Annotated in this window: 26 protein-coding genes, 1 tRNA gene and 2 riboswitches; of the genes, 13 read left to right on the forward strand and 14 right to left on the reverse strand. The window is 70.9% G+C overall.

Annotation, left to right across the window (positions count from 1 at the left end):
• Positions 1–164: 164 nt before the first annotated feature.
• Entirely contained in the window at positions 165–1265 is a 1101-nt protein-coding gene (locus AB0B96_RS31895; protein WP_362904685.1) for an ABC transporter substrate-binding protein, read from the reverse strand.
• Positions 1266–1721: 456 nt separating this feature from the next.
• Here AB0B96_RS31895 and AB0B96_RS31900 point away from each other — a divergent pair, with 456 nt between their 5' ends.
• The 3 genes from AB0B96_RS31900 to AB0B96_RS31910 all read left to right on the forward strand — a co-directional run bounded on the left by AB0B96_RS31900 (position 1722) and on the right by AB0B96_RS31910 (position 3419).
• Positions 1722–2159 (forward strand): Fur family transcriptional regulator, encoded by a 438-nt coding sequence (locus tag AB0B96_RS31900; protein WP_362904687.1) that lies wholly within the window; start codon positions 1722–1724, stop codon positions 2157–2159.
• A 95-nt stretch (positions 2160–2254) separates the two neighbouring features.
• Entirely contained in the window at positions 2255–2857 is a 603-nt protein-coding gene (locus tag AB0B96_RS31905; RefSeq protein ID WP_362904689.1) for a superoxide dismutase, read from the forward strand.
• A 118-nt stretch (positions 2858–2975) separates the two neighbouring features.
• Positions 2976–3419, forward strand: a complete 444-nt coding sequence (locus AB0B96_RS31910) for a GNAT family N-acetyltransferase (RefSeq protein ID WP_362904691.1) — start codon at positions 2976–2978, stop codon at positions 3417–3419.
• A gap of 77 nt (positions 3420–3496) precedes the next feature.
• On the opposite strand, the gene AB0B96_RS31915 is transcribed toward AB0B96_RS31910, so the two are convergent.
• Entirely contained in the window at positions 3497–4006 is a 510-nt protein-coding gene (locus AB0B96_RS31915; RefSeq protein WP_362904693.1) for a hypothetical protein, read from the reverse strand.
• 128 nt (positions 4007–4134) lie between these two features.
• Between AB0B96_RS31915 and AB0B96_RS31920 the strand changes: the two genes are divergently transcribed.
• From AB0B96_RS31920 to AB0B96_RS31935, 4 genes are all read left to right on the forward strand, one after another.
• A complete protein-coding gene (locus AB0B96_RS31920; RefSeq protein WP_362904695.1) occupies positions 4135–5370 on the forward strand; it encodes a hypothetical protein in 1236 nt (411 codons plus the stop codon).
• Between the two features lie 160 nt (positions 5371–5530).
• Positions 5531–5622, forward strand: a tRNA-OTHER gene (locus tag AB0B96_RS31925).
• Between the two features lie 29 nt (positions 5623–5651).
• Complete coding sequence (locus AB0B96_RS31930) at positions 5652–6074, forward strand: rhodanese-like domain-containing protein (protein WP_362904697.1); 423 nt, start codon at positions 5652–5654, stop codon at positions 6072–6074.
• A gap of 132 nt (positions 6075–6206) precedes the next feature.
• Positions 6207–6956 carry a helical backbone metal receptor gene (locus AB0B96_RS31935; protein WP_362904699.1) on the forward strand — a complete coding sequence of 250 codons (750 nt, stop codon included), beginning with the start codon at positions 6207–6209 and terminating at the stop codon, positions 6954–6956.
• A gap of 29 nt (positions 6957–6985) precedes the next feature.
• Here the strand turns inward: AB0B96_RS31935 and AB0B96_RS31940 are convergent, their stop codons facing one another.
• From AB0B96_RS31940 to AB0B96_RS31995, 12 genes are all read right to left on the reverse strand, one after another.
• Positions 6986–8278 carry an MATE family efflux transporter gene (locus tag AB0B96_RS31940; RefSeq protein ID WP_362904701.1) on the reverse strand — a complete coding sequence of 431 codons (1293 nt, stop codon included), beginning with the start codon at positions 8276–8278 and terminating at the stop codon, positions 6986–6988.
• 5 nt (positions 8279–8283) lie between these two features.
• Positions 8284–9297 carry an LLM class flavin-dependent oxidoreductase gene (locus AB0B96_RS31945; protein ID WP_362904703.1) on the reverse strand — a complete coding sequence of 338 codons (1014 nt, stop codon included), beginning with the start codon at positions 9295–9297 and terminating at the stop codon, positions 8284–8286.
• Positions 9298–9328: 31 nt separating this feature from the next.
• Positions 9329–10528 (reverse strand): YcaO-like family protein, encoded by a 1200-nt coding sequence (locus AB0B96_RS31950; protein WP_362904706.1) that lies wholly within the window; start codon positions 10526–10528, stop codon positions 9329–9331.
• Positions 10529–10784: 256 nt separating this feature from the next.
• A complete protein-coding gene (locus AB0B96_RS31955; RefSeq protein WP_362904708.1) occupies positions 10785–11456 on the reverse strand; it encodes a (2Fe-2S)-binding protein in 672 nt (223 codons plus the stop codon).
• Between the two features lie 76 nt (positions 11457–11532).
• Positions 11533–12315 (reverse strand): ABC transporter ATP-binding protein, encoded by a 783-nt coding sequence (locus AB0B96_RS31960; protein WP_362904710.1) that lies wholly within the window; start codon positions 12313–12315, stop codon positions 11533–11535.
• On the reverse strand, positions 12312–13373 hold the full coding sequence (locus tag AB0B96_RS31965; protein ID WP_362904712.1) for an iron ABC transporter permease: 1062 nt from the start codon (positions 13371–13373) through the stop codon (positions 12312–12314). Before AB0B96_RS31965 ends, AB0B96_RS31960 begins: the two co-directional genes overlap by 4 nt.
• A gap of 11 nt (positions 13374–13384) precedes the next feature.
• Positions 13385–14380, reverse strand: a complete 996-nt coding sequence (locus AB0B96_RS31970; protein ID WP_362904714.1) for an ABC transporter substrate-binding protein — start codon at positions 14378–14380, stop codon at positions 13385–13387.
• 130 nt (positions 14381–14510) lie between these two features.
• Positions 14511–14707: riboswitch (cobalamin riboswitch) on the reverse strand.
• A gap of 108 nt (positions 14708–14815) precedes the next feature.
• Positions 14816–15199: a (2Fe-2S) ferredoxin domain-containing protein gene (locus tag AB0B96_RS31975; protein ID WP_362904716.1), complete on the reverse strand. Its 384-nt coding sequence runs from the start codon at positions 15197–15199 to the stop codon at positions 14816–14818.
• Positions 15200–15329: 130 nt separating this feature from the next.
• Entirely contained in the window at positions 15330–15878 is a 549-nt protein-coding gene (locus tag AB0B96_RS31980; RefSeq protein WP_362904718.1) for a hypothetical protein, read from the reverse strand.
• Positions 15875–17674, reverse strand: a complete 1800-nt coding sequence (locus AB0B96_RS31985; protein WP_362904720.1) for an ATP-binding cassette domain-containing protein — start codon at positions 17672–17674, stop codon at positions 15875–15877. Before AB0B96_RS31985 ends, AB0B96_RS31980 begins: the two co-directional genes overlap by 4 nt.
• 2 nt (positions 17675–17676) lie before the next feature.
• Positions 17677–18756: an iron ABC transporter permease gene (locus AB0B96_RS31990; protein ID WP_362904722.1), complete on the reverse strand. Its 1080-nt coding sequence runs from the start codon at positions 18754–18756 to the stop codon at positions 17677–17679.
• Entirely contained in the window at positions 18753–19964 is a 1212-nt protein-coding gene (locus AB0B96_RS31995; RefSeq protein ID WP_362904724.1) for an ABC transporter substrate-binding protein, read from the reverse strand. Before AB0B96_RS31995 ends, AB0B96_RS31990 begins: the two co-directional genes overlap by 4 nt.
• Positions 19965–20130: 166 nt before the next feature.
• A riboswitch (cobalamin riboswitch) is annotated at positions 20131–20312 on the reverse strand.
• A gap of 248 nt (positions 20313–20560) precedes the next feature.
• Here AB0B96_RS31995 and AB0B96_RS32000 point away from each other — a divergent pair.
• The 6 genes from AB0B96_RS32000 to AB0B96_RS32025 all read left to right on the forward strand — a co-directional run bounded on the left by AB0B96_RS32000 (position 20561) and on the right by AB0B96_RS32025 (position 24841).
• The gene (locus AB0B96_RS32000) at positions 20561–21118 is read left to right on the forward strand and encodes a hypothetical protein (protein ID WP_362904726.1); all 558 of its coding nucleotides are present in this window, start codon (positions 20561–20563) and stop codon (positions 21116–21118) included.
• Positions 21119–21250: 132 nt separating this feature from the next.
• The gene (locus tag AB0B96_RS32005) at positions 21251–21871 is read left to right on the forward strand and encodes a copper resistance protein CopC (RefSeq protein ID WP_362904728.1); all 621 of its coding nucleotides are present in this window, start codon (positions 21251–21253) and stop codon (positions 21869–21871) included.
• 10 nt (positions 21872–21881) lie between these two features.
• A complete protein-coding gene (locus tag AB0B96_RS32010; RefSeq protein ID WP_362904730.1) occupies positions 21882–22445 on the forward strand; it encodes an MFS transporter in 564 nt (187 codons plus the stop codon).
• A gap of 187 nt (positions 22446–22632) precedes the next feature.
• Complete coding sequence (locus AB0B96_RS32015) at positions 22633–23238, forward strand: ATP-binding cassette domain-containing protein (RefSeq protein WP_362904732.1); 606 nt, start codon at positions 22633–22635, stop codon at positions 23236–23238.
• Positions 23235–24050, forward strand: a complete 816-nt coding sequence (locus AB0B96_RS32020; protein ID WP_362904734.1) for a metal ABC transporter permease — start codon at positions 23235–23237, stop codon at positions 24048–24050. Before AB0B96_RS32015 ends, AB0B96_RS32020 begins: the two co-directional genes overlap by 4 nt.
• Positions 24047–24841, forward strand: coding sequence for a zinc ABC transporter substrate-binding protein (locus tag AB0B96_RS32025; protein WP_362904736.1), 795 nt, complete (start codon positions 24047–24049; stop codon positions 24839–24841). The genes AB0B96_RS32020 and AB0B96_RS32025 overlap by 4 nt, the downstream gene beginning before the upstream one ends.
• Positions 24842–24878: the final 37 nt, after the last annotated feature.

A 24878-nucleotide genomic window follows, 5' to 3' on the forward strand; every position in this document is an offset into this window, starting at 1 on the left:
CCAGGCTTGGGGCAGCGCGACGTGCACCGCGCCGATGCTCACCGCCAGCCAGGTCGAGACGACGACGGCGACGGCGAGCGCGGCGATGAGCAGGAGGAACCCGTTCGCGCGATGCCTCTTCGGCTTGAGCCGGGTTTGTGCCGGGTTTTGGCGGGTCGTGCCGGTCACGGGGTGAAGGCGTCGGGGTGCAGGAAGCGGGCGATGTCGGCGATGGCCAGGATGTTGCGGTAGCCGGGGTGCTGGGCCGCCACGGGGAGTGCGAGGTAGCGCTGCTCCTTGGCCGCGGGGCTGTTCTTGGCGATGGCGAAGGCCTCGGCGGCCTTGGCCGGTGAGCTTGGCATGTCCTCGCCGCGCAGGGTGGAATAGTCGCTGATCAGGACGGCCTCGGGCTGGGCGGCGCTGACCTTCTCGGCGCTGACCTCGGTGTAGTCGCCCTTGACGTCGGCCAGCACGTTCGTGCCGCCGGCGGCGGTGATCATCTGGTGGGTGATGCCCGAGCCGCCGTAGGCGTTGACCGGGCCCTTGCCGCCGTCGGTGGCCAGCACCTTGACCGGGCTGCGGTCGGCGACGCGCTTGGTGACGTCGGCAAGCCCGCTCTGAAGTTCGGCGATCAGCGCGTCGGCGCGGTCGGGGACACCGAAGATGGCGCCGAGGTTGCGCAGGTCGGCGTAGGTGTCGTCGATGGTGAACTCAAGCACCTCCTCGGGGCTGCACCAGCCGCCCAGGATGTACACCGGGGATCCGGCCGCCTCCAGCTCCTGCACGGTGGCGTAGCCGCCGGCGGCGTCGAAGCCGGCCATCGCGTTGTCCAGGACGAAGTCCGCGCCCTGGGAGAGCATGACCTCTTTTTGCGGCAGCATGATCGTGTCGGAGATTTCCGGGATCTTGGCGTACTGCTCCTGCTGCCCCGGCAGGAACGGGCTCTCGGAGAAGTTCGTGCGCCCGGCGACCTGATCGCCCAGACCGAGCGCGAGCAGGGTCTCCAGGGAGGGGTGGTAGCCGGTGACCACCTTGGCGGGTGGCTTGTCGAAGGTGAGCTCGCGCCCGCAGTTCTCCACCGTGACCGGGAAACCGGCCTGCGGCGCCGCCGCCTGCTGGGCCGCCTGACCGGTCTCCTGGCCGGCCTGCTGGGTGGCGGGAGCCGGTGAGCAGGCGGTCAGCGTCAGAGCGACTGCCACGACGAGCAGCCTTCTCATGATCGGGGTACCGCCTTCGGTGGCGTGTCGCCGCCAGATGGTCGGGGTGATGCGGGGCGGGCGGCTCATGTGGTGAGTCTCCGGAGGTTCGAGGTCAAACATCGCTGTGCACTAAAACACCACATTCTGCACATAAGTTGCAATTGCGAGCAAGTGGCATTAAGCGACGATCAAGGAAATGGCGCGGCCGGGCCGGCAGTTCACAGGCGCGGCGGATCCGCTCAGGCGTCACCGCCGAGGGAGGGCCGCGAACGAACGCATCGCTCACCGGCCCACCTAGCTGCACAGAAGTTGCAACAGCAGGCTACTTGCAACATCATCGCGAGACGGTCAAGGTGACAGCGAACGCGGGCGTACGAACTACAGGCCGCCCCGGAGCCCGAGGAAGGCGGCCCACATCGAGGTATCCCCCAAGCCTTGTCGGCGGATACCGGCGTGGCGGCCGGGTAGTGCGCCTCCGCCAGCGGACGGCGGCGCTTTGATCATGTTCACCGTAAGAGCGCGATCGAGGTGAAGGGCACCGAGGTGGAAGACGTCGACGTGAAGCACACGGTCGCCGGGTTCGAGGAGGTCCTGCGCGGCAAGGGGCTGCGCCGGACCGTCCCCCGCATGATGATCCTGTCCATCCTGGTGGAGGCCTCCGCCCACCTCAGTGCCTCCGGACTGCATCATCTGGTGACGGCGGCCCAGCCGACGATCAGCGTCTCCACCGTCTACCGCAACGTGACGACGATGACCGAACACGGCCTCCTGCACAGCGTGGAGCACACCGGGCAGGCGCATTTCGGCATCGCCGCGGCCCCGCACCACCACCTCCTGTGCGAGCGCTGCGGGGTCCTGGCCGATATGGCCGTCGAGGACCTGGCGCAGACGGCGGCGAGCCTGCTGGCGCGAACCGGATTCGAGATCACCCCCTCGGGCCAGGTGTTGCGCGGCCGCTGCCTGCGGTGCCGGACCGGCTGAGGGTTCGCGGTGGCATGCCGCGCACCCTCTCGGCTAGTTGCATGATTATTGTTATTGCGAGATACATGCACTAGAGGTTCACAGAGGAGATGCCCATGGGTGACTACACCCTTCCGGATATGCCTTACGACTACGCGGCACTGGAGCCCGCGATCACCGGGGAGATCCTGGAGCTGCACCACGCCAAGCACCACGCCGCCTACGTCAAGGGCGCGAACGACACCCTGGAGAAGCTGGCCGAGGCGCGCGACAAGAGCGAGTTCGGCGGGCTGGTCGGGCTGGAGAAGACCTTCGCCTTCAACCTGTCCGGCCACGTGCTGCACTCGATCTTCTGGCAGAACCTCTCCCCCGACGGCGGCGACCGCCCCGACGGAGCCCTCGGCGAGGCGATCACCGAGCACTTCGGCTCCTTCGAGGCCTTCCAGAAGCAGCTCACCACCGCCACCGCGACGGTGCAGGGATCGGGCTGGGGCATCTTGGCCTGGGAACCGCTGAGCCGGCGCCTGGTGGTGGAGCAGGTCTACGACCATCACGGCAATGTCGGCATGAACACCACCCCGCTGCTGGTCTTCGACGCCTGGGAGCACGCCTACTACCTGCAGTACCGCAACGTGCGCCCCGACTACGTCGAGAAGCTGTGGTCGCTGATCAACTGGAACGACGTCATCGCCCGCTTCGACGCGGCCAAGGGCGCCTGACCCCATGACCGCGGCGCCCACCGTCCGTCCTTCCTTGGTGAATGGTCCAACCGGGCGGTCGGGCGCCGCACCCCCGCACATCCAGATAGTCGTCCCCCACGCTGCCACCCGGTTTCTCGTGGCCGTGGCCGATGTGGGCGAGGAGGTCTTCACCCGGCCGCCCTGGCGCGAGCCGTACCCCGCCGCAAGAGGTGTGGCCGCGCGACTGCTCGCCGACAGCAGGCGCCCTGGATTCGTGCTCGCCCTGGCCTTCGGCGGTGAGGAGCTGTACGGCTTCGCCTACGGCGTGCGCTGCTCGCATCTGGCCAGACTCACCTGCCACGACAAGCCGGGCCCGGATTTCACGCTCAAGGAGCTGGCCGTCCTGCCGCAGCGGCACGGGCTGGGGCTCGGAGCCGCACTCCATGACGCCGTACTCACCCGCGCCGCGCCCGGAACGCGCTGGCTGACCACTCACACTCGTGCCGCCGCGGCCCTGGGCCTCTACCGCGCCCGGGGGTGGCGAGCGGTCGCCCTGGCGGGCGGCGAGCGGTTGATCATGTCACGCCGGGACTCCCGTTGACCGGTTCCCGGTATGCGGGCGCATCTCTCCAGCGGCCATTCCGTTCCGCGAGCGGACTCGCGCTCACGCGAGCGTCCTCACCGTTCGGCGGGTCGTAGTCCTCCGGCGACGTCAAGCGGTACGGCGTCGCGCCGGAGGGCGTCGAAGCCGGCGGCCAGGGCTGGGTCGCGGGTGAGGGCCTCGCCCACGACCGGGTCGGTCAGCACGAGGAAGGTCAGGTGCCGCAGGGCGTGGGCGACCACGTTCTCGACCTTCAGGAGTTCGGGGGAAGGCGCCGAGGGCGCGCTCCCCCTGGCGAGCTGGAAGTCCGTCAGCGCGATCGCCGGCAGATCGGCGGCAGGATCAGGACATACGGCATACGTGAGAATGACCTGGCCCTCGGGCTGGTAGCGCCAGCTGGTGGAGTGCACCACGGTGGACGTCGCCTCGGCGGTGACCCCACTGGCGCGGCGGACCGCCTCGTCCGGGCTTTCCCCCCTGTTCAGCGACGTCACCACGCGCCGGTAGTGCCAGGTGCCCACCGGGTTGGCCCGCAGCAACAGGATCTCGACCGATACCGGTACGAGGTGGCTGAGCTGCTCGTTCACAGGGTGTCCCGTCGTCTGGCCGCACTGTTGCGCTGGTTATGCAACAACGCCTTTGTCGCAGAGATGCTATTGCCGCCGGGGCGTTCCTGTGCGTGGCTTGGCGCAGGACGACGGAGAGGCGGATTTCGATGCCGGGACGGCCTGGGGTGCTGGTGCTCATGGGGTCGGGTGAGACGAGCCCGACGATGGTCGAGGTTCATCGCTCGGTGGTCCGCAGGCTGGGTGGCGGGGCGCGAGCGGTGTTGCTCGACACTCCGTACGCGTTCCAGGAGAACGCTGCGGGCATCTCCGCCCGGGCCCGGGGGTACTTCGCGCGCAGTGTGAGGCTGGAGGTGGAAGTGAGCGACGAGGTCGCGGGCGCCGACTGGGTGTTCTCCGGCCCCGGCAGCCCCACCTTCGCCCTTGAGCGGTGGACGACGACGCACGTCGCCGGCGACCTGCGTGCCCGCCTCCGGGCACGGGAGGGGGCGACGGTGCTGGCCTCGGCCGCGGCCTGCACGGCGGGTGTGGCGACGGTGCCGGTGTACGAGATCTACAAGGTGGGCGCCGCTCCCCATTGGCGGCCCGGCCTGGACCTGCTGGGCGTTCTCGGCCTCACGGTGGCACTCATCCCGCACTACGACAACACCGAGGGCGGCACCCACGACACCCGCTACTGCTATCTGGGCGAGCGACGGCTGACCCGGATGGAGGCCGAACTGCCGCCGGGCGCCGCCGTCCTGGGGATCGACGAGCACACCGCGCTGGTCGTCGACCTGAACACCGAGGAGGCTCGGGTCGCCGGCCGGGGCCGCGTGACGATCCGTCGGCCCGGCTCCCAGGCCGTCCTGCCTGCGGGGACGAGCACGAACCTGGAGGAGATCCGCCACCTGGCCCGCGGCGAGACGACGGGGAACGGTGCTTCGCCGCCGGTCCTCTCACCGGCGTCCCGCCAGGTCAGCCTGGCGGAGACGACCCGCTCGTGCGAGGAGCGCTTCGCCTCCGCGCTGACCGGGCACGACACCGCCGACGCGGTCCGGGCCGTGCTCGATCTGGAGAGCGAGGTCGCCCGCTGGGGCGCCGACACGGAGGAGGACGAGGGTGGTGTCGAGCACGCCCGAGAGAGCATGCGACTGCTGATCACGAAGCTGGGCGCCCGCCCAAACTCCCCGTATCCGGGGGATCTGGTCGCCTCCCTGGTCGAGTCTGTACTCGCGTTGCGCGGTGAGTTGCGCCGCCAGGGACGCTACGACCTCGCGGACGCGCTGCGCGCGGCACTGCTGCGTGGCGGGGTGCTGGTCGCGGACACCCCGGACGGCCCTCACTGGACCTCCACCGGAAGTGACCGGCCGCCGTTGAGCGGGCTGCTGGGGCCCGGTTCCTGAAAGCAACCCGCTGGGCGTCCTCCCACGATGACGTCGACGAGCCTTGAGCATGTCACCTACCGCCGGGTGGTCGTCTCACTGCTGGAGCGGCTCGACATGCCGACCTTCCCGAAAACGACAGAACTCCATATGGGAGTCATTGATCGTTAGGATGCCGGATGGAGGCGTTCAGGTGCCTGGTGGCCCTCCCAGTCTTCGAAACCGGTGGCGCCGCGTATCTCGGCGCGGGGGTTCGATTCCCGTCCGCCTCCGCCGAGCAGCCGCGACCGGGCAGGAGCGCCATGGGCATCGACAACGTGCTGGCCGCGGCCTGGGCCGGGCTGCGGCGACTGCATCCGGCCGAGGCATGGACGGCGGCACAGGAGCAGGACACGTTCCTCGTGGACACCCGGCCCGCTTTCCAGCGCCGCGTCGGCGAGGTGCCGGGAGCCATCGTCATCGAGCGCAACCACCTGGAGTGGCGGCTGGACCCGAATTCTTCGTCACGGATACCCGAGGCGGTGCACACGGACATCCGGTGGATCGTCCTGTGCGAGGAAGGGTACTCATCGAGCCTGGCGGCTCTGTCCCTCAGAGCGGTCGGCTTGCCGCATGCCACGGATGTGATCGGGGGGTTTCAGGCGTGGACGGCGGCGGGACTGCCGTTCACTCGCCGGTCTCGCCCGACCCGCCCCAGAGGTCCCGGCGAAGGAGCGGAGATCTGAGCAGGGGCGACCTGTCCGGTGAGGTGGTCGTGATCGGCGGCCCAGGTGACATCAGCCGGCTTGCGGTGTACCGCCCACTCGGTCGAGCTGACGTGGACGCCGTGACCGGCCGCGACGGAGGTGACGTCGACGATGCTTGACGACCTGGGTACCCCCTGCACGCCGCACGGTGCCGTACGCCGCGTGGTCTCGCTCGTGCCCTCGCTCCCCGAGTCGCTCGCCGAGACCGCCCCGCACCTGCTGGTCGGCGCGACCGGCTGGTGCACCCACCCGGCGGGGCTGGCGGTGCGGCGGATCGGCGGCACCAAGAACCCCGACCTGGCCGCGATCATCGCCCTTGAGCCGGACCTGGTGCTGGCCAACGAGGAGGAGAACCGCCTGGCCGACCTGGAGACGCTGCGCGCGGCCGGGATACCGGTGTGGGTGACGAGGATCCGCACCCTGGAGGAGTCCTTCACCTCCCTGCGCCGGGCACTCACGCTGGCCTGCGGCCTGCCCGAGCCACCCTGGCTCGCCGCCGCGCAACGGGCGTGGTCCGCCCCGCCGGTCACGGAGGTACGGAGAGCTGTGATCCCCATCTGGCGCAAACCCTGGATGGTCCTGGGACGCGACACCTTCGCCGGTGACCTCCTGCTCAGGCTCGGCGTCCGCAACCTCTACGCCGGCCACCCCGAGCGCTATCCGAAGGTGGCCCTGCCGGACCTGCTGGCGGCGGGCGCCGACCTCGTCGTCCTTCCCGACGAGCCCTACCGGTTCACTGCCGAGAACGGCACCGGCTTCTTCCCCGAAACGCCCGCCGCGCTGGTCAGCGGTCGGCACCTGACCTGGTACGGCCCCTCCCTGGCCGAGGCGCCCGACGTTCTTCGAGCCGCCCTGGGATGATGCCCACCCGTGCTGGTTTGTGGACCGGCTCACCCCGCCACTTCCGCGGATCCTTGAGCGGCCGGCGATGCCGTGCGGCGGGCGCGGATCCGCAGCAGCAGGGCAAGCATGACGGCGAAGGCGGTCCATGCCGCGTAGATGCCCAGCAGGCCGAAGCCGAAGATCAGCCCGAGGAGCCAGCTCAGCGGGATCAGCAGCAGGTAGTCGCCGGCGACGTTCGCGACCATCACCGACCGGGTGTCGCCGTAAGCGCGCAGGAAGCTGCCGTAGGCCATCGCCCACACCATCGGCGCCATGCTGAACAGTGCCAGGGGCACCACCTGCCAGGCCAGCGTGACGACCTCGGCGGAGGCGGTGAACAACCCCAGCAGGGCCGTTCCGCCGAGCAGGACCAGCGCGGACGGGACCGCGTACACGATCAGCAGCAACCGGATTCCGACGCTGCGCCACCGTTCGGCGGCGGCCCGGTGCCCGGCACCCGCCTCGTGCCCGACGAGGATGGCGATGGCCGAGGACACCGATGCCATCACGGTGAAGACGACGAGCAGCAGGTTGTCGGTGATCCGGTAGGCGGCCAGCTCCGGGGTGCCCATCCGTGCCGCGAAGCCCACGATCAGCGCCTCGTTGAGGTAGCCGACGCCCATCGCGCTCATCTCCGGCCAGCCGAGGGTCCACAGCGTCCGGACCACGGGCCGGCCGTCGCCGGGGACCTGGGGCAGCCTGGCGCGGGCGTATCCGAGCAGGACGGCGGTCCCGGCCGCCGTGGCGGCCAGGGTCGCGAAGGCGGCGCCCTCGATGCCGAGCCCGGCGTTGAAGATCAGCAGCAGGCCCAACGGCAGGTTCACCGCGTTGACCACCAGGGCGTTGTACATGGCGGCGCGGGTCACCCCGACGCCCGAGCAGGCGCTCTGCAGGGTGAACGACGCGGCGGCGAACGGCACCGCGAAGGCCAGGATTCGCAGGTAGGCGCCGCCGGGGCCGATCAGCTCGGCCGGCGCGCCCAGCAGGGCGAGCACCGGCTCGGCGACGGCGTACAGCACGGCCCCGATGGCGAGGCCCGCCAGGGCCGAGGTGGCCAGGCCCACCCGCACCACCTGGACCACCGCGCCCGCGTCACCCGCGCCGTGGGCCTGGGCGACCTTGATCTGTACGGCGGTCGCCCAGCCGCGCACGACGACCAGGGCGATCAGGTAGACGGGGGCGGCCAGCGCGAAGGCGCCCAGAGCCGTGGTGGAGTGGCGGGCCAGCATGATCGTGTCGACGATGTTGACGATGATCTGGGTGAGCCCGGCCACGAGCAGGGGCACGGTCAGCGCCCACACGCGTCTCACAAGACGGCCCGCGCCGCTTCCAGCAAGGCGGTGTCGCGGTCGAGCAGGATGACGGTGTCCACCCTGGAGGCGCGCCACACGGCCAGCCGTTCGGTCATCGCCTCGATGGGGCCGATCAGGGCCACCTCGTCCAGCAGCCGGTCGGGGACGGCTTTGACGGCGGCGGCCCGGTCGCCGTCGGTGAAGTGCTTGCGGATGTCGCGGGCGGGGCCCTCGTAGCCCATCTGGACGACCACGTCGGCGTAGGTGTTGCGCACGCCCGGGGAGGAGGCGCCGATGAGATGGGCGTACAGGGGGCGCAGCTTTTCGCGGCCCTCAGCGATCGTGGGGGCGTGGGCGACGTAGAGGATGGGGCAGATCCGCACGTCTTCGGGTTGCCTTCCTGCGCGCGTCAGCCCTTCGTCGAGCGGGGCCAGGATGGCGCTCTCGTGTTCGGGGGCGTACATGCCCGACAGCCAGCCGTCGGCCAGTTCGCCGGTGAGCGCGAGGTTGCCGGGGCCGATGGCGGCCAGGTAGACGGGGATGCGGGGCCGCAGCGGCGTCATCTCCGAGCGGATCGCGCGGGCCCGGCCGGTCGAGCCGGGTCCGGTGTAAGGCAGCGTGTACAGCTCGCCCTCGTAGTGCACCCGATCCTCGCGGGCGATGGCCCGGCGCACGATCTCGACGTACTCGCGAGTGCGGCGCAGCGGGCGCTCGTACGGCAGGCCGTGCCAGCCCTCCACGATCCACGGCACCGACAGGCCCAGCCCGAGCTGGAAACGGCCGCCGGACAGCACGTCGAGGGTCATCGCGGTGGCGGCGGGGGTGCGGGCCGGGATCTGCATGATCGCGGTGCCCAGCTCGATGCGGTCGGTCACGGCGGCGAGGTATCCGAGCACGCTGACGGCGTCGGGGCCGTACTCCTCGACGCTCCACACCGAGTCGACGCCGATGCTCTCGGCGCGTTTGATCACCGGGAGCACCTCGTGCATGGGTTCGCCGCCGTAGCCCATGGCCAGTCCGAGCCGCATGCGTTCTCCTTCTTCGGGGTCAGGCGAGAGGTCAGGCGAACGGCAGGGGTTGCCGTACAAGGTCAGGTGAGGCGGGCAGCCGGGTCCCGCCGAGGAACGGGAAGGCCGCCGGGGCGTCGCAGTACAGGCCGGGCGCCAGCACCCGGGCCACGTGCAACCCGGCGTCCCCGGCGTCCGGGGTGGTCAGGTCGACGGCGTAGGCGCGAAAACCCCGCTCGGTGAGCGAGCGCAGCGGCCCGGTGGTCTCCGGCGGCAGCGGTGGGCCGCCGGGGAGGCGCAGCCGGTCCAGCACCTCGCCCTGGAGGCGTTCGTCGAGGTAGACCTGGACGTGCAGGCGGACGTCGTTGACGTCGCGCCAGCCGCGCGCCAAGGCGTCGAGGTAGCGCCGGTCGGCGCGCCGCCGCAGGTAGGGGCGCCGACCGATGTCGCGGCGCAGCAGGACGCGGCCGGTCTCGTAGGTGCCGACGGCCTCGGTGAACGCCTTGGCCGCGGCCTGTTGCTCATCTGCCCGGCAGGCGCTGCCGAACCCCACGACCCGGTGCGCGCGGTCCTCGACGAACACCGCCGCCACGGTCGCGTCGAACGTCGAGGGCACCCGCAACAGGGACACCGTCAACCCCGCCTCCTCGGCCTGGGCCAGCGCCGTGACCAGCGGGCCGCCCGCGGGCCTGGGCAGTGGTGAGGCCGCCGTGGTGCTGGCCCACCACGTGGTCACGGCGTCGCGTTCGAGGACCTCGCGCAGCGCCGCCTGCCGGGCCTGCTCCGGGGTCGTGCCGGCGGCGGTCCCGGCGAGGACGGGGTAGTTGGTGAGCGGCTCGGCGCGGCGGGGGCCGGTGAAGTAGTTCACGTACACCAGCGAGGCGGGCACCAGGACCCGCTCGCCGGAGACCAGGTCGGTGGCGGGCGCCCAGGCGATCTCCAGATCGGGGGTCATCGCGACGAACGGGAACCCGCGCGCCCGGTACTGGCCCTGCGAGTAGAGGGCGAACGCGCGTGGGTCGGCGGCGGGTTCGGTCAGGTCGTGGTAGGCGGCCCGGCGCAGCCCGGCGGGCACCTGGTTGGCGCAGTGGCGTTCGATCGCCTCTCCGATCGCGGCCGCCCGCGCCGCCTCCTCGTCGCCGAGGGCCGCACCGCCGGTCACCTCCGTGCCCTCGATGGGGAAGGCGGAGTAGGAGACCAGGCTGGGCACGACGGGGTCGCCGGGCGCGTCGCGGCGGACCTGTGCGATCACGAACGCTCCTCCTGAAGGGGCCGGGGAGAGGCCGGGGCCCGGTGAGGGGCCCCGGCTCGGGGCGATCTACTCGTCGTCGTCCTGGCGCCACTCGAACGGCGAGTCCACCGCCGGAGTGTGGGACTTCAGGCAGTCCTGCGGGCCCTCGGGCTCGGCGAATCCGTGGTGTGCCATGCGCCTCCTCCTTCTGCAGGTGATTTGCAGGTGCGAACTACACGCAACACCATAGGCATACGGTCGCGGTGAATTCAAGAATTCATTTCTTCGCCAATGAGCAGTCATCGCATTTGGAACCGCCGGGCACCCGGTAATAAAGGCAGCACGTGGTGCGCCGGAAAGCCAGCTCAGGGGAGATGAGCGCTCCCTTTCCCGCCAGATGGCCGCGGGCCAGCAGGTCGGTGACCAGGCCGGTGGCGGGTCCGGCCAGGTCCGGGCGCATGGCGGCTATCGCGCGACCTGCCTCGGCCAGGGCGGAGGCGGCGTTGCCGTACAGCAGGCCGGGGGCGACCTTAACCCGCAGGCCGGCCGCCAGCGGTTCCAGGTGGCGGCGAATCACCAGGTCATAGAGTTGGGCCGGTGATTCGTAATGCCATCCCGTAGGAGTAGGCAGGCGGAGATCCGGGCCCTCGTCGGCGCGGTCCAGACGGGTCAGGTCGGGCACCACCGCGTGGGTGAGCACGGTGGCCAGGAGTGGAGACCAGAGCCGCGCGGCGTGGCCGAGCTGGGCGATCGAGGCGCCGATGCGCAGCTCACGGGTGCCGTACCTGGTGGCCGTCGCCTCCACCAGGTCGGTGAAACCGCGTTCGTAGTCGCATTTCACGTCGTGCCACCCGGCCGCGTCGCCGCCGATGCGCAGAGAAAAGAACGAGCCGAACCCGGCGACCTCTTCGAGGGCCGTCAGAATCGATTCAGTCGATGCCGATTCCATTGTGCCGAAGCTCCGTTCTTTAAAATCGCACGGCTAACAAGCCGGATGGCGGATCCGGCTTTTGCGCAAAAAGGTTTTATTTCGTGGCGCGGCTCCCTGCGGTTCGGAGACTCACCTGCGGCACCCCTGTCACCGAGTGGATCGCCACCTCGGCGTCCACCCGGTAGACCTCGGCGAGCAGGGCGGGGGTCAGCACGTCGGCGGGGGTGCCGAGAGCGACGACGCGACCGGCGTCCATGACGCAGACGCGGTCGCAGAAGGCGGCGGCCATGTTGAGGTCGTGCAGGGCGACCACCGCGGTGACGCCGAGGCCGCGTACCAGGTTCAGCGCGTCCAACTGGTGGCGCAGGTCCAGGTGGTTGGTCGGCTCGTCCAGCACCATCGTGGTCGGCCGCTGGGCCAGCGCCCGCGCGATCAGCACCCGCTGCTTCTCCCCGCCCGAGAGCCGGTCGAAGGGCGCGTGCGCCAGATCGGCCACATCCAGCCGCCCCAGCGCGTCGGCGATGATCGCCTTGTCGGCCACGTTGTCGCCGTCGAAGGCCCGTTTGTGCGGGGTGCGGCCCATGGCGACGACGTCGTACACCGACAGCTCGAAGTCGCCGCCGCTCTCCTGCAGGACCGCGGCCAGCTGACGGGCCAGCCGCCCCGCGGGCATGCGCCACACGTCCTCACCGTCCAGCAGCACCCGGCCGCCGGTCGGCCTACGCGCCCGATAGAGGGTGCGCAGCAGCGTCGACTTACCCGCCCCGTTCGGGCCGGCCAAGCCGAGCATCTCCCCCTCGGCGACCTCGAACGAGACCTGGCGGACCAGGTCGCGGTCGCCGACGCGGACCGACACGTTCTCCACGGTCAGTGTCACTTGGAGCGCCTCCGCATCAACCACAGGAAGAACGGCCCGCCGACCAGCGCGGTGATGATGCCCACCGGGATCTCCTCCGGCGCGATCAGGGTGCGGGCGGCCAGGTCGGCCACGATGAGGAAGGCCGCGCCCAGCAGCGCGGTGGCCGGGAGCGCCCGGCGGTGATCGGCGCCGATCAGCAGCCGGACGACATGCGGCATGATCAGCCCTACGAAGCCGATGGCCCCGCTGACCGCGACGATCGTGCCGATCATCATGGCGACCAGCACGAACAGCGCCGCCCGGAAACGGTGCACATCCAGCCCGAGCGAGGCCGCGGCCTCCTCCCCTGCCAGCAGCAGGTTCAGCGGCCGCGACACCCCGACTAGCGCGAGGGTCCCGGCCAGGACGGCTATCGCCGGGATCCACACCACCGTCCAGGTGGTGCCGGCCAGGCCGCCCAGCATCCAGCGCACCGCCGCCTGCGTCTTGTGCGGGTCGTTGGAGGTCACGATCAGGAAGCCGGCCACGGCCGAGAGCACCTCGGCCATGGCCACCCCGGCCAGCACCAGCCGCACCGTCGTCATACGCCCGCCCGAGCGGGCCAGGAAGTAGACCGCCACCAGCGCGGCCAGCGCGCCGAGGAAGGCCGCGATCGGCAGGCTGAACGCGCCGAACACGCTCAAGCCGAACACCACCACAGTGACCGCCCCGACACTCGCGCCAGAAGAGACTCCCAGCAGCATCGGGTCGGCCAGCGGGTTGCGCACCAGCGCTTGGAGGGCCATGCCGCAGACCGACAGGCCCGCGCCGATCACCCCCGCCAGGACGACCCGCGGCAGCCGTACGTCCATCACGATGGTCTCCCGCACCGGTGTCCAGGCCGGTTCGGCCAGGGCGGGATGCAGGTTGTGGAGCAGGATGCCCCACACCTGCCCTGCGGGCAGGGCCACCGACCCGGCCGCGACGGCCGCGGTGAGCGCCCCACCGACCAGGAGCACGAGCAGGCCGAGCACGATCGGATACGGCACCCCCGGGCGCTGCGCCAACGGCACGGCGCCTGCGACCGGTTCGCTCACTTGAACTGGTCTCACTTGAAGCGGTCGGCGTGCAACTGGCGGGCCAGCGCCTCGACGGCTCCGGGCGCCCGTACGCCGAGGACCACCGACGACAAAGGCAGCACCGCGAACCGCTTGTTCCTGATGGCCGGTACGTCCCTCAGCGCCGGGTTGGCCAGCAAGAACCTCTCCTTGTCGGCCACCGGCTGGTCGCCGTAGTCGTAGATGACGATCCAGTCGGGCGCGCGCTCGGCGACCTGCTCGAATGAGACGTCGCCCCACATCTTGTCGACGTCGGCGAACACGTTCTGTGCCCCGGCCAGCTTGATGATCTCGTTGCCGACGCCCTTGCCGCCGGCGGTGAAGGCGGTCTTGTCGCCACTGTCGTAGACGAACAGCTTGACCGGGGCGGTGTCGCCGAGCTTGGCCTTCACACCGTCGAGGGTCGCCCGCAGTGTGGTGATCAACGGTTCGGCCCGGTCGGAGACGCCGAAGATCTTCGCGACATTGCGGATCTCGGTGTTCATCAGGTCCAGGGACACCGCACCTTCGGCGCACCCCTCGATATTCAGGTATGTCTTGATGCCGGCCTTGTGCAGGGCGTCCCGGCTGCGGCCCTCCTTCTCGTCGAAGGTGCTGCCGAAGCCGCCGTAGACGAAGTCGGGCTCCTCGGCCAGCAGGGCCTCATACGCCGGGTACTCCTTCGAGACGACCTTGATGGCGTCGTAGGCCGCCTGATACTCCGGCAGCACCTTGTCGTCGAGGTAGGCGGTGCCGATCATCGACCTCTCCAGGCCGAGCGCCAGCATCACCTCAGTGGCGTGCTGGTTCATGGATATCGCCCGCCGCGGCGGCTGCTCGTACGTGCTCTTCACCCCGCAGTTGTCAAGGGTGACCGGGAAGCCCGCAGGCGCGGAGGCCGCCGGAGCGGCGGCCGGGACATTCTCAGCCGGGATGCCGCCGCAGGCGGCCAGCACTCCGGACACCAGGAGGGCGAGCAGCAGGGGAATGGGGCGTCTGCCCGTCATGACGTGTTCCTCTCACGGAATCTGCGCAACGGGGCGGATCTGAAAGAGGGAACACTTCAGGGCTTCTCGGCGCGGCCACCGGCTCGACGGGCACGAGAGCCCACTCCTCTCCGGGGAAATCCGCCCCAGTTCATCGAGGAGGCGACCGCGTGAGTCTCCTGGCTCTCGGGTCGAGGCTCGTCCCCGCCTTCCCACCCCGGAGAGGGGCAGTGGCATGGTGGGGATTCGCTCGCCGATCACAGTGGCGGGACCGCGCCGGATTCACACCGGCTTCCTCAGTCCGCGCTCGCCTTCGGCATCATCATCACACGAAGCGGGTCGATGCGCACAAGCAGGGCACCCTTGTCCTGGGAAGTGCGGGTGGAGACAAAGGCTCGGCAATCCTGGCGCGGAGTGGCTTCAGCACCACACGCTGGTCTTTTCGCCGGACCGATGTCACCGGCGCGCGGTTGAGGTGTTCGTCATCGGAGGGTCGACCTCGCGGGGCGGCAAGCGGCGCGGCGGGGTGAAACGGTACAGCTCAAGGATCGGCGGCAACGGAACCAGGCCGGGACCACCAGCGCGAACCCACTCGGCGACATCGGCCGTGGCATCCTCGTCGTTGACGAGGGCGAGCCACACCGGACGGCCACCGGCCGCCCGCCCCTCCGGGGTCGGCTGCACGATGAGAACATTGGCCTGGTCGCACACGTCAAGGCACTCGGTCACGCGGACGTCGGCGACCTCGGCCAACCGGCGGATCTGCTCGTCGTGGTCGAGGGCGGGTACCTTCCGCACGCTCCCGCAGCAGCAGTCCCGGCACACGGTGATCCTTTTCATGCGTTCCTTCCTCAGGCGGGCTGGCGGCGCGATACGCGACCGCCATACGTGCTGACTCCGGGCACCCGGTAGCTCTCCCGCACCGTCACGCTTCCAGCACACGACGCCACACGGCGGCGGAGCCCCCCTCTTATCCGTGCTTGAAGCCCTTTCCGGCGCGGTCCAATGGATCGGGGCCGATTCCGAGATAGGCGGCTCGAAGCTCGTCCCAGGCGATCAGCCGGTCGTAGTCGGGCGGGTCGAGGATCTGCTGGCGGTCGGTGAGGAACGGGTTGGGCAGCAGCACGGTCATCAGCTGGTCGCCCTGGCCGTTGAACATCCGCATCCCCCAGGAGACGGGGTGGCCGTCGGCGCTGATCGAGCGGTAGAGCTCGGCGCGGGCGCAGCGGCGGATCCGCCCGAGTTCGGGGCCGCTGGCGGTGTGCTCGCCGATGCACAGGTGAAAGTGCCAGCGGCCGAAGTCGACGGTGACATATCCGTCGTACAGGCTGATGCGTTCGGGCGCGTTGGGGGCGGCGACCTCCCAGGCCGCGCCCTGGACGATGACCCCGAACCAGATGTGCTCCCAGTGGTGCTCGAAGATGTCGGTGACCAGCGACAGCAAGGTGCGCTCGTCGGTGGGCAGCGCCCACACGTGCAGGGTGCCGGTGCCGTGTTCCTCGACGACGGTGTGGCTCATGCGGGTCCTCCGGCCTGTCGCAGGGTCAGCGCCCACTGCTCGCGGCGCGTGTCGGGGTCGATGAGGGCGCAGTCGCCGCATTTGCCGCCGTTAGGCAGGCGGTAGTACAGGCAGCAACTGCGCCGAACGAAGAACGGCTGTCCGGGAGCGGGTTCGACCAGGTCGCCGCCGCCCTGAAGCACTCCCAGGGCGAGCAGTTCGCGGCCGAGCACGATGGTTCGCGCGGCGAGTTCGGGGCGCTGTCGGGCGATGGTCCGGATGGTTCCGGCCAGGGCGGAGGCGGCGTTGCCCCACAGCAGCCCGGGGGCGATCTTCACGATCTCCCCTACGGCCTGCGCCAGCGGCTCCAGCAGCTCGGTCACCACGGTGTGGTGCAGCGCTCCGGCGACCCTGGCGGGGGCGAGGACCTGCCAGCCGTTCGGGCGCTCGGCGCGCAGCGGCAGCGGCCCGCTGGGCGCCTCCCGCCAGTGGAGGCGGGAAGGGCCCAGGTCCAGGAGCAGGTCGTGGGCCACCGCCGCGCCGATGACCGGTGACCACAGCCGGGCGGCCAACCCCTGGAACAGGATGGAGGCCGCCACTCGGGTCTCGTCGGTCCCTAAGCGTTCGGCGACGTCGGTGATCCGCCGCCGCAGGGATTCGAGGTCGGCCAGCAGGTCGGTGAGCGGTCGCCAGCCCGCTTCGGTGTCGATCGGGCCGATCCCGACTTCGAAGTAACCGCTGATCGTGGAGACGTCGGCGACCGCCACCGACACCATCGGCGGTGCGGCGGGCAGCAGCCCGGGCCGGGCGACGGCGAGCCCGGAGCGCGCCGTACGCGTCCAGGCGGCCAGGTCGGGCAAGGTGGCGAACCGGTGGATGGTGCCGTCGTAGGCCGCCTGGTAGCCGTCGCCCGTCCACTCCACCGCCAGCTCGGCGGGCCCGGCGCCGGCCGTACGCCAGTCCTCCCTGGCCAGCGCCCGCTCCAGCAGGGCGGCGTGCAGACCTTCGGCGAGGACGCGGACGGTACCGCTGGCCCCGCTCTGGAGCACGAACATGCCGGAGGTCGCGTCGAAGGCCAGTTCACCGCCGTCGAAGGCGGCGCCGATCACCTCCCGCGAGGTCAGCTCCTCCGGGGTGCCGGTGTGCAGGCGGCCCGCCGGGTCGATCAGCCACATCCGGTCGGCGACCCGCAGCGCCAGCTCCAGATCGTGCGTGGAGACCACGATGACCAGGTTCTTCTCGCGAGCCAGACGGCGCAGCAGGCCCATGAGCGCCACCCGGGAGGTGACGTCGAGAAAGGCGGTCGGCTCGTCCAACAAGATCGCCGCCGGTTCCTGGGCCAAAGCGCGGGCGACGAGGACCCGCTGGCGCTCGCCGTCGGACAGCTCGGTCACCGCCCGGTCGGCCAGATGGCCCGCGTTCACGGCGGTCAGCGCCCAGGTGACGATCTCGTGGTCGCCGGGCCAGAGGCGTCCGGTGAATCCGGTGTGCGGGTGGCGGCCCAGCCCGGCCAGCTCGCGGGCGCTCAGCAGCGGCGGCAGGTCGCGTTCGGTGAGCACGACGGCCAGGCTCCTGGCCAGGTCGGCGGCGGGCAGGGTGTCGACGTCGACGCCGCCGAGGAGCACCTGGCCGCCCAGCGCGGACTGGAGTGCGGCCATGGTGCGCAGCAGCGTGGATTTGCCGGTGCCGTTCGGGCCGATCAGCACGGTCAGCTCACCCGACAGGGCTTCGGCGTCCAGGTCGTCGAGCACGCGACGCTCCGGTTGCCCCCGCCTGGCGGGGTATCCGGCGTGCAGTCCGCGTAGTTCCAGGCTCATGCTCACACCGCCAGTCCAGTGCGGGCCGCGCGGCTGCGCAGCAGTACGGCGATCACCACGGGCGCGCCCACGATGGTGGTCACCGCGTTCAACGGCAGCACGACCCCACTGCCCGGCGCCTGGGTGGCCACACAGCACGCCAGCGCCACGGCGGCCCCCAGCAGGACGACCGCGGGCATTAGCACCCGATGGTCGGCGGTGCCCAGCAGCAGCCTGGCCACGTGCGGCACCGCCAGACCGAGGAAGGCGATCGGCCCGCAGTAGGCGGTCACCGCCCCGGCCAGCACCGAGGAGGTCAACAGGGTGAGCGTGCGCACCACCCGGACCCGCACACCCATAGTGCGCGCGTAGTTCTCGCCCAGCAGCAGCGCGTTGAGCGCTTTGACCCCGGCCAGCGCACCCGCCAGCGCGGCCACGCAGACCGGCACGAACACCCCGAGATCTCCCCAGGTGGTCCCGGCGAAGCTGCCCAGACCCCACATGATGAACTGCTGGGCCCGCTGCGGGTCGGTGTAGACCAGCAGCAGCGTGATGAGCGAGGTGGCGGCCGACCCCACCATCACGCCGATGATCAGCAACGTCACCACCGACCTGACCCGCCGCGACAGCACCAGCACCAGCCCCAGCACCGTGGCCGCACCTGCCGAGGCGGCCACCACCACGCCCGCGCGGCCCAGGCCCGCGATGCCCGCGGTGAACGCGCCGGCCGCGCCGCCCCACCCGATGATCACCAGCGCCACGCCCAGGCTCGCCCCCGAGCTCACCCCCAGGATGTACGGCTCGGCCAGCGGGTTGCGAAACAGAGTCTGCAGCTGTACTCCCGAGACCGACAGGGCCGCTCCGGCCAGGGCCGCGGTGATGGCGCGCGGCAACCGTACCGTCCAGATGATCTCCTGAACCCCCGGGTCCGCGCCGGTGTCACGCACCAAGGCGAGCAGTGCCTGGTTCAGCGGGATCGAGGTCGAGCCGAGCAGGACCGCCAGCGCGAACGCCAGCGGCACCGCGACCCCGATGACGGCCAGAACGACGCTCCGGCGGCGCCGGGCCGCCGCCGGAACACCCGCGAGGGCCAGAGCCGTCACTTGGCCAGCTGCTGGTAGAAGGTGAAGGCGTGCCCCGGCGCGAGGTCGGGATGCAAGATCGCTACCAGGTCGGCCAGGATCAGGTCCGGGTGGCCGACGCCGCGCTCGTAGAAGTCGTTGCCGCCCCCGGGGCCGAGCGTCCTGTTCGCCGACCAGAGGCTTCCGGACTCGAACGCGCCGAACTTGGCGTAGCGCGGGTCGGCCTTCTCCACATCGGCCAGGCTCTTCCACTCGTTCACGGCGGCCAGCCACACCTCGGCGTCCTTGGCCTTGGACAGCACAGCCTCCAGGTCCAGGGTGGTGCTGCCGGGGCCCGGCGTGTCCGCCCACGGGTAGGTGCCGCCCGCGTCCTTGATCAGCCCCGCGACGTAGCTGCCGCCGTTGGGCACCGACCACTGCCCCTCGTACATCTGGCCCGGCAGCACGGTGACCGGTGCGGCGGCCTTGGCCTTGGCGGCCAGGGCGGTGTAGTCGGTCTCGACCTTGCCGAACACCTCACCGGCCTTGGCCTCGGTACCGGTCAGCGCGGCCATCACCTTGATCCACTCGGCGCGGCCCAGCGCGGTGGACTCCAGCCATTCCGCGTTGGCCACCACCGTGATCCCGGCCTGGCGCAACGGGCCGTAGGCCTTGTCCTCGGTGCCGCCGCTCATCAGCACGTCCGGCTTGGCGGCGATCACCTTCTCGGTGTCGACTTCCTGACCTTTGGCGTACTCGGTGATCTTCCCGGCCTTCACCTGGGCCAGTACCTGGGGGGAGGCGATGTACCCGGCCGACGAAACACCGGTGAGCCGCTCCAGCACGCCCAGGTCGGTGATGAACGGCAGGTGGGTGGTCGAAGCGGAGAACAGCCGCTCGATCGGGGTCTCGACGGTGACCGCCGCGGCCAGTTCGCCGGTGAGCGCGGGAGCAGGGGTGCCGCACCGCACCAGCACGTAGGTCTCCGGTTTGGCGCCGGGGGCGGGCTGCTTGACGGTGAGGACCTGATAGTTCTTGGCGTAGGTCAGCGTGAAGTTCGTCGCGTGCTCCACCTTCTGCTTGACCGGGAAGTAGTCCTCAGCGGCGTCGAAGCTCGTGACGCAACGGCCCTCGGCCGAAGGCGGTGCCGCCGAAGCGCTCGGTGAGCCCTGCGGCGCGGGGGCGCCGCAGGCGGTGGCGGTGAGCAGGATGGCGAGCAGCACGCCGGTGATCGGGCGGGGGATGCCCATAGGTGGTCTCCTGGAAACTGGCCGCGGCCACCGTTCCTCGACGGCTGCCGCGACGGGCGAGAGGCCGGATCACCAGGAGAGTCCTGCACGACGGGCAGGCTGAAGGGCCCTATAGCGGGAGAACCGCATGACGGCCACCGTCCTCTCTTGGGGAGATCCGCCCCATTTCGTGAGGAGGCGACAGCGTGAGTCTCCTGGCTCTCGGGTCGATGCTCCTCCCGGCCTTCCCACCCGCACGCGGGCAGTGGCCTGTTCGGGATTCACTCGCCGATCACAGTGGCGGGACCGCACCGGATTCACACCGGCTTCCTCGTTCCGCCGTCGCCTACGCCGACCATGTTCGCACAACCACCATTAACGACAAGCCCCCGACCGGTTCGTTCAGTGATCGTTGCAACGGCGTCCGGGACCGCACGCACGGCCGCCATGGGAAACGAGGCGCTCTTCGCATGACCGTCCCGCGTTTCGGGTGAACGGCGGGAGCCGTTCCCACGTATGTCCGGGTATGAGATTCACGCACCCGGCCGCGACGGCCTGAGGCATGATCCGCTGTCCCGGTCTTCTCGGCGAGCCACCCGGCTGACAGGATGTCCTTTGTGACCCCTACGGTGTCGGCGCTGCGCGTGCCACGAGCCGTCGTCTTCGCGACGATGTGCCTTGTGGTCTCCGCGGGCGGCCACGCGCTGGCCGGGGGCGGCCTGATCCCGCCGCACGTGGCCGTTCTGGGCGCACTGATCGCCTTCTGCGTGGCGTACGCGCTCAACGGGCGCGAGCGCGGTGTGGAGGTCGTGCTCGGCGCGACCATCGGCGCGCAGATCCTGCTGCATGAGCTGTTCAATCGCGCCGCGCCCGCGCCGCAGGCGATGTCCTCCGCCGAGCACGGCCATTCCGGCCTGGGCATGACGATGATCCATCTCGCGGTGGCGTTGGGCACCGGCTGGTGGCTGCACAGAGGCGAGAGCGCCCTGTGGCTGATGATCCGCCTGTACGGCGGGCCGAGGCCGCTGATCCGGCTGTTGTTCGCCGTCCCCGCCGAGGTGGCGTCGCCGGTGTGGCGGGCCGTTCCGGCCGCCGATGTCCGGCCGTACGGCGGCTGGGAAATCCTGCCGGTGCTGCGGCGGCGCGGCCCACCCGCGCCGCGACACGCCGGCTGAAGGACCTGGAGGAAGGGTCCGGAGGGCGGCGTGCCCCCGTGACCAGACGCCCTCCTTTTTCGCTGGAGGCGTTCCTTCCGTTTCGCCGGTCTGTGCCAAGGGCACGGCCGGAGGTCCCTTCTGGAGTCCACGATGGCGTCCCTGCCACGATCCGTCCGCACGACCGTTGTCACCGCCCTGTGTTGCGCCATATTCGTCCTGCTCGGCGCACCCGCCGCGCTCGCCCACGACCGTCTCAAGAGCAGCTCTCCCGCCAAGGATGCCAAGGTCTCCGCCGTCGAACGGATCAGGCTGGAGTTCAGCTCTCAGGTCCGCTTCCCAGCGGTCGCGCTGCGCACGGCGAGCGACACGATCATCGACATCGGCAAAGCGAAGGTCGCAGGTGACACGGTCACCTCCGACGTTTCGGCGCCTCTGGACCCGGGTGACTATGTGATCGCTTGGCGGGTGGTCTCCTCCGACGGTCACCCGATCGAGGGGGAGACTCCCTTCATCGTGACCGCCCCGGCGACACCGTCCGCGAAGGCCGCGCCGACCGTCGCGACCACACCGGTGCCGGAGCCGACGGCTTCAGCGTCCGCACCGGTGGTCGCGCAGCCCGTTTCGCCTGGCCCCGCTTCCGCCACCGGCGAGCAGGAGAACGCCGGGAGCCTGCCGGGCTGGATCTGGGTCGCACTCGCCGCGATCGTGGCCATCGGCGCGGGCATCTGGTTGCAGGCCTCTCGCCGAGGCCGTTCCGGCGGCGCGGAGTGATCCGCCGGCCATGCCCGCGCACCTGACGTTACGTCTCGCCCGCGCCGCGGCCTTCGCCGTGGTGTGCCTGGGGCTCGGTGTGCTCGCCCACGTGTCCGGCGGGGGCGTCGTCTCCGCACCGGCGGCGGCGTGCGCCTTGGCGCTGGCGTTCCTGGTGGCGCTGCCCGCGACCGGCGGTGAACGCGGCCTGGGCGTGATCTGGCCGTTACTGGCAGGCACGCAGGTGGCGTTGCACCTGCTTTTTTCCACGGTTCACCTCATCGCGCCGCTGGCCGAGGTCGGCGGGCACGCGCATTCCGGTTCCGGGCTGGTCCCCGGGCTGGGCATGGTGGTGGCGCACGGCTGGGCGGGAGCGCTGGCCGCTTTGTGGCTGGCGCGCGGCGAGGCCGCGCTCTGGGCGGTGCTGCGCCGCCTCGCCGTCCGGCTGTTCCGGTTGCTGAGGGTCCGGTGTAGCCAGACGGCCGCGCCTGCCCGCCTATGGCGTACGACTTCCCTCGCACCGCCGCTCCTGCGGTCCGCGCTATTGCGGTACGCGCTCAGCGGGCGGGCCCCGCCACTGCCGATCCGCGGCTGAACCGCTCCCTCTTCACGGGCTGCCCCCACAGGCGGTCCCGTCTCTTCACGATGCCCTCCCGGGCGGACCCGGTCCGCCCTGCTGCCGCCGTGCCCCTCCCCCCAACCGGAGTACGCCCATGCCCGTCCCCGTCCCCGTCCCCTTGTCCGGTTCCCCGGCGTCCGCCGCCGGTCTACGCCTGTCCGCCGTGAGCTGTCGGCACGGCCGGCTCCTCGCGGTGGACGCCGTCGACCTGGCGCTCGCCCCTGGCGAGCATCTGGCCATCACCGGCACCAACGGCTCGGGCAAGAGCACGCTGCTGCGCGCGCTTCTTGGACTGCATCGCGAGGTCTCCGGGGTGATCGAGGTCTCGGGACGGCGGGCGCGCACGCCGGCCGACTGGGCCCGCCGCCGCTCCGAGGTCGCCTGGATCCCGCAGCGCCAAGCGGCTGGCCGCTTTCCGCTGCTGGTGCGCGAGCTACTGGCCAGCGGCGGACACGCCGAGCGGGCGTTCGCCGCGGCCGAAGACCTGGGAGTGGGCGCACTGCTGGAACGCCCGCTGGCCACCCTGTCGGGTGGCCAGTTGCAGCGCGCCTATCTGGCGCGGGCGCTGGGACAGGTCGCGGCCGGGGCGGGGCTGGTGCTGGCCGACGAGCCGACCGCGGCGCTGGACTTCGCCGGTCAGGAGCAGGTCGCCGGCGTGCTGGCCGGGCTGGCGGTGAGCGTGGTGGTGGTCACCCATGACCGGGTGGTCGCCCAGGCGTGCGGGCGGGTGGCTGAGATGGCCGCCGGGCGGCTGCGGGAGGTCCGGTGAACTCGATCTGGACGCTGCTGGAGATTCCCTCGGTCCGGCTGGCCCTGGTGGCGCTGCTGCTCGGTTCGGTGGCGCTGCCGATCGTCGGGGTGTTCATCGTGGGGCTGGACATCATGCCGGTCCGTTTCGCGATGATGCACGTGGCGCTGCTGGGCATCGCGATCGGCCTGCTGACCGGGCTGGATCCGCTGCTGTGCGCGCTGGTGCTGTGCGGGCTGACCGGTGGTGCGCTCACGCCGCTGGCCCGCAGCAGCGCGGGGTTGTCGGGGGCGATGGGCCTGCTGATGACGCTGGCCATCGCGGCGGCGCTGCTGGTGTTGTCGATCTCCGGGGTGAACGCCAACGGGGCGTTCGAGCTGCTGTGGGGGTCGATCCTGGCCACCCGCCCCGGGGACGTGGCCGCGCTCGCCGTCCTGGCCGCGCTCGTCCCGGTGCTGTACGGGCTGCGCAGGAAGGACCTGGCCCTGCTGCTGCACGACCGTGAGCTGGCCATCTGCTCGGGCGTGGCCGTGGAGCGGCTCACGCTCGTCCTGCTGGTGGTGATCGCGGTGGCGATCGCCTCGGCCATCCGGCTGACCGGGGCGTTGCTGGTCGACGCGCTCACCCTGCTGCCCGCCCTGGCCGCGCGCCGGGTCGGCCGGTCACTGTCGGCCATGGTCGGCTGGTCGGTCGCCTTCGGGCTGGTCTTCAACCTGGGCGGCTTCTTCCTCGCCCTGCTCTTCGACTTCCCGCCCGGTCCGGTGCTGGTGCTGGTCGGCGGGGTCTGCACCGTCCTTCTCTACTCGATTCCGGAAAGGATCCTCACGAAATGATCATCTTGCGCCGATTCCGTCTCGCTGCCTTGGCCGCTGTCGCCGCGCTGGCCATGGCCGCCTGCGGGAGCACCGAGGAGGCTTCCCCCTCCGCTTCTCCCACTTCATCCACGGGAGGCGGTTTGAAGGTGGTCGCCGCCTCCACCTGGGAGGCGGGGTTCGCCAAGGCCGCGGGCGCGACCGACATCACGGTGATCGTCCCACCCGGCGTGCACCACGCCGCCGACTACGACCCCAAGCCGTCGGATCTGGCGAAAGTGGCCGAGGCCGACGTGGTGCTGTACGCCGCCTTCGAGGGTTTCGCCGGCAAGCTCAAGGAGGCCGCCGGGTCCAAGGCCAAGCTGATCGAGGTCTCCCTGGACAACGCCCCCGACAAGGTCAAGGCCGAGGTGCGGCGCCTGGGCGGTGAGTTCGGCACCGCCCAGGCTGCCGAGGCGTGGACCGCGGCCTTCGACACCGAGTACACCGCGTTGAGGGAGAAGGTCACCACCGCCACCAAGGGCACCGCGCCGGTGATCGTCTCGCAGGCGTTCGTGGCCTGGGCCTCCGATCTGGCCGGCGCTCAGCCCGCCGGGGTGTTCGGCCCGCAGCCGCCCACCGCCGGCCAGATCTCCGAGCTGGCCGCCAAGAAGCCCCGGCTGGTGCTCGACAACTCCGCCATGCCCGGTGGGGACGCCCTCGCGGGTGTCGAGGCCAAGCGTGTGGTCATCAACAACTTCCCCGACCAGGGGCTGGATCTGCTCGCCGTGTACCGGGCAGGCGCCGACGCGCTGACCGAGGCCCTGGGCTGACCGATTGTGCGGGGCGGTTCCGTACGAGCCGCCCCGC

It is taken from the genome of Streptosporangium sp. NPDC049046, assembly GCF_040649155.1.
Lineage (GTDB): Bacteria > Actinomycetota > Actinomycetes > Streptosporangiales > Streptosporangiaceae > Streptosporangium.